Source organism: Deinococcus depolymerans (assembly GCF_039522025.1).
Taxonomy (GTDB): Bacteria; Deinococcota; Deinococci; order Deinococcales; family Deinococcaceae; genus Deinococcus; species Deinococcus depolymerans.
In genome coordinates, this window is record NZ_BAAADB010000030.1 from 304,442 (window position 1) to 314,596 (window position 10,155).

Here is a 10,155-nt window from a genome sequence, read left to right on the forward strand (position 1 = left end):
CTCAGGCCCCCTCTTGCTCGTAACTGATGAATTCCAGCAGCGACCCGTCCGGATCGCGGAAGTACACGCTCAGACCGTCACCCTGCGCGCCCGTGCGGGCCACCGGGCCCAGTTCCACCGGCACGCCACACGCACTCAGGTGCGCGGCGGCCCCGCTGACCGGACCGTCCCACACGAAGCACAGGTCACTGCCGCCCGGCGCGACCGGCACGCGCGCCAGCGGCTGCGGACTCAGGGCCGGCCCATGCAGGTTCAGCTGCTGCGCCCCGAAGCGGTACGCGAAGCCCTGCCCGCGCGGGATGACCTCGGCCCCCAGCACCCGTGCGTAGAACTCGTTCGAAAGCGCCCAGTCCGAAACGTGCAGCACGGAGTGATCCAGCCGGACGTTCACGCGGGCACCGGGCGCGGCAGCACCACGCAGCCGAAAGAATCCGGCCAGGACAGGAATGCCTGCACCATTTGCATCTGCTCGGGCGTGCAGTCCAGCAGCAGTTTGAGTTCCGCGTCGCGCTTGCGGGCGTCCACAGTGGCGACCACCCCCGTCACAGTGCGCGCACCGGAGTGACCCAGGAACACGTCGATCTCCGCGCCGTCGCCGGAAGTCGTGCCGCGCAGTGACCCGTAGTCGAGCGGGTAGCGAGTGTCCGGGAAGCGCGGGTGGGCCGACCCGGCAGGCCGCTCGACGACCACCTCGGCGTCCGCCACGAGGGTGTCGAGGACCGCCCAGAAGTTCGCGTCGGTCACGCGGGCACCGGGGTGGACAGCACGTCCTCTGGCAGCGCGACGCGGCCCATCACGGCGGTCGCGGCGGCCACGGCGGGTGACGCGAGGTAGATGCGGGCGTCCTTGTCCCCCATCCGTCCGATGAAGTTGCGGTTACTGGTGCTGACGCAGACCTCGCCGGGCGCGAGGACGCCCTGGTGGCGGCCCATGCACGGCCCGCAGCCGGGGGTGCCCAGGACCGCCCCGGCGCGTTGCAGGGTCAACAACGTGCCGTCGGCCATGGCGTCCTCCATGACCTGACTGCTCGCCGGGATGACCAGCAGGCGGGTGCCGGGGGCAACGCGCCGCCCGCGCAGGACGTCGGCGGCGGCGTGCAGGTCCTCGATGCGGCCGTTCGTGCAGGTGCCGATGAACACCTGATCCACGTGCACGTCGCGGAGGTCCTCGCGCAGCTGGGCGACGTCGAACACGTTGTCCACCTCACTGGGAGCGCTCATGCGGGGGTTCAGGGCGCCCAGGTCGATCTCGATGCTCTGCACGTACGTGGCGCCCCCGTCCGGGTAGACCCACTCGGGGATGTCGTACCCGTACGCGGTGAGGATCTCGCCGCCGGGGACGACCAGTCCGGCCTTCGCGCCGGCCTCGACGCAGAGGTTGGCGAGGGTCATGCGTTCGCCGCGCGTGAAGCGGTCCCCGGCGTGCATCTCGATGCTCTGGTAGGTGGCGCCGTCCGCGCCGAGGCGGCGGATCATCTCCAGCGCGACGTCCTTGGCGGTCACGCCGGGCCGCAGGTCGCCCGTGAAGGTGACCTTCACGCTCTCGGGAACCTTCAGCCACGTCTTGCCGCTCGCGGCGGCCAGGGCGATGTCGGTGGCGCCCATGCCGCTGCCGAACGCCGCGACTGCGCCGTAGGTGGTGGAATGACTGTCGCTGCCCAGCACGATCCAGCCGGGCCGGGCCAGCCCTTCCTCCATCAGGACCTGATGGCAGATGCCGCGCCCCACGTCGAACAGGCGCACGCCGGTCTGTGCGGCGTACTCGCGGGCTTCCTTCTGCGCCTGGGCGACGCTGACGGTGCTGGCGGGCGCGACGTGATCGATCACGATGCTGACCCGCCCGGGGTATTTGGGCGTGGCGTTCAGGTCCTGCTGCATCCGCTGGATGAAGCTCTGGGCGATGGAGTCCACGACCATGACCTGATCCACCTCGACGACCGCGAGGTCCCCGGCGTACACGGTGTGCGTGCCGCGCCGGGAGAGGATCTTTTCCGCCATGGTCTGTGGGCGGGGGATGGAATTCGTCATGCCCCCCATCATGCCGCATCCGGGCAGCGCCGGCGTGAGATTGACTGGATTTCAGGCAGAATTGTTTACAAATGACAGGATGCTGTCGCAACGGATCAGTTCAAAAATGAACCCGCGTCAAATAAACCCCTCTCCCGGTATGTCACTGTGCGGAACGTACCCACAACCCAGCTGCCACCCGCGGCAGAACCGTCCGCTCCAGCGTGTCCGGACGCCAGCAGCCCCACTCCTGAATCCGGCGCGGGCCTGCCTCCGCCCGTGGCCCAGGAGCCGTCATGTCACAACCTGCCCCGCACCGCACCTCCGTTCTTGCCGCCCTGAGCGCCGCCCTGCTGCTCGCCTCCTGCGGCGCCCCCACCCGCCCGGACGCCACCACCCTGCCCGCGCCCACGGTGGCGGGCGTGCCCACCCCGCCCGAGGCGACCGCCCCCGCCCGCATGACCGACCTGCGCGACACCGCCCCGCCCGCACCGCTGAACGCGCAGGCGCTGGACAGGAGCACGCCGCTGATCCTGGTACACGGCCTGGGCGGCTTCGGGCGGGACGAGGCGCTCGGCCTGCGCTACTGGGGCGGCCTGAACGACGTGCAGCAGGACCTGCGCGCCCAGGGCTACAACGTCTTCACGGCCAGCATGGGGCCGGTCAGCAGCAACTGGGACCGCGCCGCCGAACTGTACGCACAGATCAAGGGCGGCTGCGTGGACTACGGCGCGGCACACGCCGCCGAGCACCGGCACGCCCGCACCGACGCCGCCAAGTGCTACCCCGGCTTCTACCCGCAGTGGGACGCGCAGCACCCCGTCAACCTGCTGGGTCACTCCATGGGCGGCCAGACCGCGCGGCTGCTCGTGAAACTCCTGGATGACGGCGACGCTGCTAACCGCGCCAGCGGCGGCCTGTTCGCCGGGGGCCGCGCCGGGTGGGTGCGCAGCGTCATGACCGTCAGCAGCCCCAACAACGGCAGTCCCGCCGCCGACACCCTGCAGGACGCCGTGCCCATGTTCAAGAACCTGATCCTGGCCTTCGCGGGCAGCGTCGGCGCGGTCAGCCCCGAGAACTTCGTGTACAACTTCGACCTGGGCCAGTGGGGCCTGAGCCGCGCCGCGGGCGAGAGTTTCACCACGTACAACACCCGCGTGTTCAACTCCGGCATCTGGAACAGCCGCGATCAGGCGGCGTATGACCTGAGCGTGGACGGCGCGGCCGCCCTGAACGCCTCCGTGGGCCGCAGCCGCACCACGCGGTACTTCTCGTGGGAGACGAATGCCACCACCACCGGCCTGATCAGCGGCTGGCAGTACCCCACGCCCACCATGAACGCCGTCCTGCAACCCATCGCGTACCCCTACGCCTGGCCGCTGAAGCCCGGCCTGGGCAACATCACGGGCCGCAGCCCCGGCGGGGCCGTCACGTACAGCAGCGCGTGGTGGGCGAACGACGGGATCGTCCCGAACACCTCCATGAACGCCCCGACCGGGCAGGGCAGCGCCGCGTACACCGGGCAGGCCACCACGCCTGGGGGCTGGTACCGCCTGGGCCGCGTCAGCGGCTACGACCACATCGACATCACCGGCAACCTGTCATTCCGGGACGTGAAGACCTTCTACCGCAACCAGGCGGCATTCCTGGCCTCGCAGAATTAACTGATACGGACTCCGATTGAATGGGCTTTGCAGCCCATTCAATCCGAGCGGATGCGACTCGGAGAGCTGCTCAGCAGAGGAGGAGAGAAACGGATTCCGGCCGTGGAGTTGGCAACCCGGTGCTGTCCCGGGTTGTTAACGAAACAAACGGCAGTCCGTTTGACTGCGGGCGTGGGCTGCAGCCCGTGAATGGCAGGCGCACGGAATCAGCCCCGCTCCTGTCCGGGAGGGGGCTGAGCCGGCGAGACACGGGGTCAGATGGCGAGGCCCTGGGCGTGGGCGCTGACGTCCTTGCTCTCGTACTGGCCGGGCGGCAGGTCGATGGCAGGGGCGTTCGTCTCGAACTCGTCGCTCCAGCCGACCTCGTCCAGCGCCTTCTTCCACGCGCCGATGCTCTCGTTGCGGTAGATCTGGTACGCGGCCATGCCGACCTCCGGACCGCCGCGCGCGATCACGCTTTCCACCCAGGCCCACTTGGCGGACACGTTGCGCAGTTCGGCGGTGGTCCGCAGTTCCTTCTGGATGCGCTTCATGCGCTTCTCGATGACCTGCACGCCCGCGAAGGGGTCCGCGAAGTGCGGCGTGTGGCGTTTGGGCACGAAGGGACTGATGCCCAGCGCGATGCGGTTGATCCCGGCGAGTTCCTTGGTGAACGAGATCAGTTCCGTGATGTCGTCGTCGTTCTCGGGGCCGAGGCCGATCATCATGTACACCTTGACGCCCTTGAAGCCCAGGTCGCGGCTGATGTGCGCGGTCTTGATGAGGTCCTCGGTGGTGATGCCCTTCTTCAGCCAGCGGCGCAGGCGTTCGCTGGGGGCGTCGCTGGCGACCGTGAAGGTGCGCAGCCCGCCGGCCTTGAGGATCTCGGCCAGTTCGGCGTCCACCGTGTCGGCGCGGATGGAGCTGACGCCCAGCTTGATGCCCCGGTCGGTCAGGGTGCGGCCCACGAACTTGGTGTGCGGGAAGTCGCTGAGGGCCGCGCCGACCAGGCCGACCTTGGTGGCCCAGTCGGGAATCACGTCCAGCAGTTCCTGCGCCTGGTTGTTGCGGTTCGGGCCGTACATGGTCCGGGCGAGGCAGAACGTGCAGGGGCGGGGGCAGCCGCGCTGCGCCTCAACGAGGAACATGTTGCTCAGTTCGCTGTGCGGCGTGACGATCTGGCTGTAGGCGGGCAGCAGTTCCTTGGGCGCGGTCGCCCACTTGGGTTCGTGGGTGTGCCGCGCCGGGAGGAACACGCCGGGCATGCCGTCCACGAGATCGTAGAAGTCCTCGCGACTCGTCGCCTCGCGCAGGGCCTCGCTGACGACCGGGATGATCTGCTCGCCGTCCCCGATGATGATCACGTCCGCAAAGGGAGCCAGCGGGTAGGGGTTGGAACTGGTGAACGGCCCGCCGATCATGACGATGGCGTCGCTGTCGTCGCGTTCCTCGCGCAGGGGACGCAGGCCGGTGACATCCAGCAGGCGGATGATGTTCGTCAGGTCCAGCTCGAACGACACGCTGATCGCCAGCAGCTGGCAGTCCCCGGCGTCCCGGCCCGTCTCGACGGTGGGCAGGGCCTGCCCGGTCCGCTCGAACGCCTCGACGTCGTCGGGCAGGAAGGCGCGTTCGCAGGCGACACCTTCCTCGTTGTTGAACATGCGGTAGATGACCTGATACCCCAGCGAGGCCATGCCCACCGAGTAGCGGTTCGGGAAGGCCAGGGTCACGCGGACGGGAGCCTGCTTGAACAGGGTGCCGGTCTCGTCGTCCAGCAGGGGTTTGATGGTGTTGCGCCAGTAACTCAAAAGTCCTCCGGGAGCGTGGGCCGCGCCGGAGGGGACCAGAGCGGTCTCAGCGCAGGGGCTGGGCTCGGGCGGCGGCGCGCGTCACAATCTGCCATTCTACGGGATTGAGCGCACCCAACTGAAGTGCGCGTTACGACGCGCCCCTGCCGGAGTGATACGGACTCCGATTGAATGGGCTGCAAAGCCCGTTCAATCCGAGCGGATGCGAGAAGGAGAGAAGCGGGTTCCGGACGTGGAGCTGGCAATCCGGTGAAGTTCCGGATTGTCGGCGAAACAAACGGAATCCGTATGAGGACGAGGCATCCGACCGGCGCGCGTGCCACGCGGACCGCCGCCTGTTCCGCCCTCCACCGGGCCACACGCCGCGTGACCAACGCCCCGCCCGGCACCCGTCCCGCGCCCACCCTGCGGAGCAGCTCCACGGGTCGCTTCGCTCGGACCCAGCGGCTTTGCAGCCCATTCAATCGGAGTCCGTATCACTCCTTCAGGTCCGGCCCGGCGACCACCGGTGCCGGTTTGTCCAGCCGGAGCGCAGCGGCCGCAGGAGCGTCGGCCGCGCCCGGCTGGCCCGCCCCGGCCGGGCGGGGCAGGTCGGGCCGGGGGGCCCGGGCACGCAACGCCGGACGCCACGCGCTGGTCACGAAGTACACCAGTCCCGCCAGCAGGCCCGTGACCAGCAGAAACCACAGCAGGCGGCCAAGCACGCCGGCCGCGCCCACCACGAACACGCCCAGACCCGTGAGGAACTGCCCGATCAGCCACACGGCCGCGAGGGCCGTCACGGCCAGCAGAATCACGCCCGCCAGGGCCAGCAGCAGTCGCGTCATGCCGCGCAGTCTAGCAAGCAGGCGGATGGCGGCGTGTGCGCGACCCGGCCGCCACCGTCAAGCCCCATCCTCTCCCCTGTGCCGTACCCTGTCGGGCGTGAGGATTGTCGAGACGGAGCTGCTGGTGATCGGGGGCGGTGTGGCGGGCGCGTACGCGGCCCTGACGGCGCGCAGTTACGGGGCGGACGTGGTGCTGGCCTGCAAGACGCCCCTGACGGGCGGTTCGACCCGCTGGGCGCAGGGTGGGATCGCGGCGCCGCTGGCGGTGGGGGACGAGGAGGCGCACGCGCTCGACACCCTGAAGGCCGGGCGGGGGCTGTGCGAGCCGGAGGCGGTGCAGGCGTTCGTGCGGGACGCCCGGTCGCACGTGGAGACGCTGCGGGACCTGGGCGTGACGTTCAGCGCGCATGTGACTCTGGAAGGCGGGCACAGCCGGGCCAGGATCCGGCACACGGGGGACTCGACGGGTCATTCGATCAGTCTGGCGCTGGCCGGGGCGCTCGGGGCGGCGCGGGGGCCGGCGCTGAACGTGCTGGAGGGCGCGTTCGTGCGGAACCTGCGGGTGTCGGGGGGCGCGGTGGTGGGCGCGGACCTGCTCACGCCGGACGGGCCGGTGGGGGTGCGGGCCGGGGCGGTGCTGCTGGCGACCGGGGGCTTCGGACGGCTGTACCCGGTGACGACCGCGCCGCCGGAGGGCACCGGGGACGGGCTGGGGCTGGCGTGGCAGGCGGGCGCGGCGCTGCGGGACCTGGAGTTCGTGCAGTTCCACCCGACGGCCGTGGTGCGGGGCGGCGCGGCGTTCCTGGTGACGGAGGCCGCGCGGGGCGAGGGGGGGCGGCTGCTGAACGCACGCGGCGAGCGGTTCATGGAGCGCTACGATCCGGCGCTGGAACTCGCGCCGCGTGACGTGGTGGCCCGCGCGATTGCCGCCGAGATCGCCGCGACGGGCCGGGTGGACCTGGACCTGCGGCACCTGGGCGCGGCGTTCGTGCGCTCGCGCTTCCCGACGGTCACGGCGTCCCTGGCGCCGCTGGGCCTGGACCTGGGCGCGGACCTGATCCCGGTGCAGCCGGCGGTGCATTACACGATGGGTGGCGTCCAGACGGACGTGCAGGGCCGCACGGGCGTGCCGGGCCTGTACGCGGCGGGCGAGGTGGCGTCCAGCGGCCTGCACGGCGCGAACCGGCTGGCCAGCAACAGTCTGTCCGAGGGGCTGGTGTTCGGCGCGCGGGCGGCGCGGGCGGCCCTGGCGGTCCTGAAGCCAGTCCCGGCGCGCACCGAGGCGCTGCCGGCCCCGCTGGTGGACCCGGCCTGCCTGCCGGCGCTGCGGTCGCTGGTGGCGGGCGCGGCGGGCCTGCGGCGCGACGGGGCGGGCCTGCGGGCCGCGCTGGACGCCTGGGCGTGGCCGGTGACGCCCACCGAGTCCCGCGAGAGTGTGGAGGCCGGGCATCTGGCCCTGATCGGCGAGCGGGTGTTGCGGGCGGCGCTGGCGCGGGAGGAGTCGCGCGGCGGGCATCACCGGACGGACTTTCCGGGCGAGGCGGCGGGCGCGGTGCATTCCGTGCAGTCGCGCGCGCTGGGGGACACGGTGGCGCGGGTGCCGGTGGGCGCGGCGGCACCGGCTGTGCTAGGGTCTTCCGCGTGAAATCCCGCACAACGTCACCGCACGGGGCCGCCCCATGCTGAGTCTCGACGAGCGCCTGCGCGCCGCTCTGGCCGAGGACATCGGCCGGGGGGACGCCACGACCCTCGCCACCATTCCCGCCTCGCAGCGGGCCACCGCCGAATTCCTGCTGAAGGAACCGGGCGTCCTGAGCGGCCTGGAGGTCGCCACGCGCGTCTTCGCGCTGGTGGATCCGGCCGTGACCGTCACCTGGACCGCGCGGGACGGCGAGGCCCGCACGCGCGGCCCGATCGGCACGGTCAGCGGCGCGGCCCGCAGCCTCCTGACCGGCGAACGCCTCGCCCTGAACCTGACGCAGCGCCTGTCGGGCGTCGCCACGCAGACGCGGCGTTACGCGGACGCGCTGGGCGGCGGGCACACGCGCCTGCTCGACACCCGCAAGACCACCCCGCTGTGGCGCGACCTGGAGAAACAGGCGGTGCGGCACGGCGGCGGGTTCAACCACCGCGCGGGCCTGGACGACGGCATCCTGATCAAGGACAACCACGTGGCCGCCGCCGGGAGCATCACGGAGGCCATCCGCCGCGCCCGCGACCACAGTTACCTGCTGAAGATCGAGTGCGAGGTGCCGGACCTCGCGGGCCTGGAGGAAGCCCTGCACGCCCGCGCCGACCGCGTGCTGCTGGACAACATGAGCGACGAGCTGCTGGCGCAGGCCGTGGCCCTGCGTGACCGCCTCGCGCCGCACGTGACGCTGGAAGCCAGCGGCAACATGACCCTGTCCCGCCTGCCGCGCGTGGCGGCCAGCCGCGTGGACTTCGTGAGCGCCGGGGCGCTGACGCACTCGGCCCCCGCACTGGACATCAGCCTGAACTTCCTTCCCGACCCACACACCCCTGCCCCTGAGGACCTGTCATGACCGACCTGCCCAACACGGCCCCCACTCCCCGCCCTGTCACGGAACGCCCCGCCCCCGCCGGCACCCCGGTCGTGCCGCGCCCGCAGACGCCCCACCGTGACCTGCTGCAACTGGAAGTCCTGCCGGACGAGGCGCAGATCCGCGCGGACATCGAACGCCTGCGCCGCGAGAAGAACGCCGTGATCATCGCGCACAACTACCAGCGGCCCGAGGTGCAGGCCGTGGCGGACTACGTGGGCGACTCGCTGGGCCTGTCCCGGCAGGCCGCGAAGACCGACGCGGACGTGATCGTGTTCGCCGGCGTGCACTTCATGGCCGAAACGGCCGCGATCCTCAACCCGGACAAGACCGTGCTGCTCCCCGACCTGCGTGCCGGGTGCTCGCTGGCCGACACCGTCACCGCGCAGGGCATCCGCGACTGGAAAGCCAGCAATCCCGGCGGGCTGGTCGTCACGTACGTGAACACCACCGCCGACGTGAAAGCCGAGAGCGACTACTGCTGCACCAGCGGAAACGCCGTGCAGATCGTGCAGAACCTCCCGCAAGACGTGCCGGTCCTGTTCGCCCCGGACCGCTTCCTGGCCGCGCACGTGATCCGCGAAACGGGCCGCGCCATGGACGTCTGGGACGGCGCCTGCCACGTGCACGAGGCCATCCGCCCCGAGGACGTCACGGACCAGCAGGCCGCGTACCCGGACGCCGAACTGCTCATCCACCCCGAGTGCGGCTGCTCCACGAAAATCCTGGGCGCCCTGCCGGAATTGCAGCTGTACTCCACCGAGGGCATGGTCCACCGCGCCCGCGAGAGCGCCGCGCAGGAATTCATCGTCGTCACCGAGACCGGCATGGTCACCCGCCTGGAACACGACGTGCCCGGCAAGACCTTCATCCCGGTCAGCCGCACCGCCTGCTGCGAGTACATGAAGATGATCACCCTGGAGAACATCCGCGACGCACTGGCGAACCTGCAACCGCGCGTGACCGTCCCCGCTGACGTCCGCGAGAAGGCGCTGGTGCCCATCGAACGCATGCTCGCCATCGGGTAAGGACGGACTCCGATTGAATGGCTTGCAGAGCCGTTCAATCCGAGCGGATGCGCGTGGGAGCAATCAGGACAGCGTCTTCTGTGACGCCGTTCCTGCTCACCCCCTCCCAACCTCCCCCCTCAAGGGGGAGGGGCAGAAACCGCGTTTTCATCGCTGATCTACCCTGAGGTAGTTGGCTGGAACTATGCCCGACAGGGAACGCCTTGAGGCCGTGACAGCCACGCTCGCAGCGTCCAAACGCGATCGGTCAGCCCAATCGCCATCGCCGGTGTGCGCTGGAGG

At 70.7% G+C, this 10,155-nt stretch carries 9 protein-coding genes; 4 read left to right on the top strand and 5 right to left on the bottom strand.

Going from position 1 to position 10,155, the window contains the following annotated elements:
• Nucleotide 1 precedes the first annotated feature (1 nt).
• From ABDZ66_RS16015 to ABDZ66_RS16025, 3 genes are read right to left on the bottom strand one after another with little or no spacing between them, the layout of a single operon-like run.
• Nucleotides 2-391, bottom strand: coding sequence for a VOC family protein (locus ABDZ66_RS16015; RefSeq protein ID WP_343761030.1), 390 nt, complete (start codon nucleotides 389-391; stop codon nucleotides 2-4).
• Nucleotides 388-744: an inorganic pyrophosphatase gene (locus ABDZ66_RS16020; RefSeq protein WP_343761032.1), complete on the bottom strand. Its 357-nt coding sequence runs from the start codon at nucleotides 742-744 to the stop codon at nucleotides 388-390. Before ABDZ66_RS16020 ends, ABDZ66_RS16015 begins: the two co-directional genes overlap by 4 nt.
• Nucleotides 741-2,027 carry a 3-isopropylmalate dehydratase large subunit gene (locus tag ABDZ66_RS16025; RefSeq protein ID WP_343761035.1) on the bottom strand — a complete coding sequence of 429 codons (1,287 nt, stop codon included), beginning with the start codon at nucleotides 2,025-2,027 and terminating at the stop codon, nucleotides 741-743. The genes ABDZ66_RS16020 and ABDZ66_RS16025 overlap by 4 nt, the downstream gene beginning before the upstream one ends.
• A 275-nt stretch (nucleotides 2,028-2,302) precedes the next feature.
• Here ABDZ66_RS16025 and ABDZ66_RS16030 point away from each other — a divergent pair, with 275 nt between their 5' ends.
• Nucleotides 2,303-3,670 carry an esterase/lipase family protein gene (locus ABDZ66_RS16030; RefSeq protein ID WP_343761037.1) on the top strand — a complete coding sequence of 456 codons (1,368 nt, stop codon included), beginning with the start codon at nucleotides 2,303-2,305 and terminating at the stop codon, nucleotides 3,668-3,670.
• A gap of 254 nt (nucleotides 3,671-3,924) precedes the next feature.
• On the opposite strand, the gene ABDZ66_RS16035 is transcribed toward ABDZ66_RS16030, so the two are convergent.
• Both ABDZ66_RS16035 and ABDZ66_RS16040 read right to left on the bottom strand, forming a co-directional pair.
• Complete coding sequence (locus ABDZ66_RS16035) at nucleotides 3,925-5,457, bottom strand: B12-binding domain-containing radical SAM protein (protein WP_343761039.1); 1,533 nt, start codon at nucleotides 5,455-5,457, stop codon at nucleotides 3,925-3,927.
• A 476-nt stretch (nucleotides 5,458-5,933) separates the two neighbouring features.
• Nucleotides 5,934-6,284 (bottom strand): hypothetical protein, encoded by a 351-nt coding sequence (locus ABDZ66_RS16040; protein ID WP_343761041.1) that lies wholly within the window; start codon nucleotides 6,282-6,284, stop codon nucleotides 5,934-5,936.
• 97 nt (nucleotides 6,285-6,381) lie between these two features.
• On the opposite strand from ABDZ66_RS16040, the gene nadB reads away from it, so the two are divergent.
• The 3 genes from nadB to nadA are packed head-to-tail and all read left to right on the top strand — an operon-like array spanning nucleotide 6,382 to nucleotide 9,873.
• Nucleotides 6,382-7,929: an L-aspartate oxidase gene (gene nadB, locus ABDZ66_RS16045; RefSeq protein ID WP_343761043.1), complete on the top strand. Its 1,548-nt coding sequence runs from the start codon at nucleotides 6,382-6,384 to the stop codon at nucleotides 7,927-7,929.
• A gap of 34 nt (nucleotides 7,930-7,963) precedes the next feature.
• Nucleotides 7,964-8,827, top strand: coding sequence for a carboxylating nicotinate-nucleotide diphosphorylase (gene nadC / locus ABDZ66_RS16050; protein ID WP_343761045.1), 864 nt, complete (start codon nucleotides 7,964-7,966; stop codon nucleotides 8,825-8,827).
• Entirely contained in the window at nucleotides 8,824-9,873 is a 1,050-nt protein-coding gene (gene nadA, locus ABDZ66_RS16055) for a quinolinate synthase NadA (protein WP_343761047.1), read from the top strand. The genes nadC and nadA overlap by 4 nt, the downstream gene beginning before the upstream one ends.
• Nucleotides 9,874-10,155: the final 282 nt, after the last annotated feature.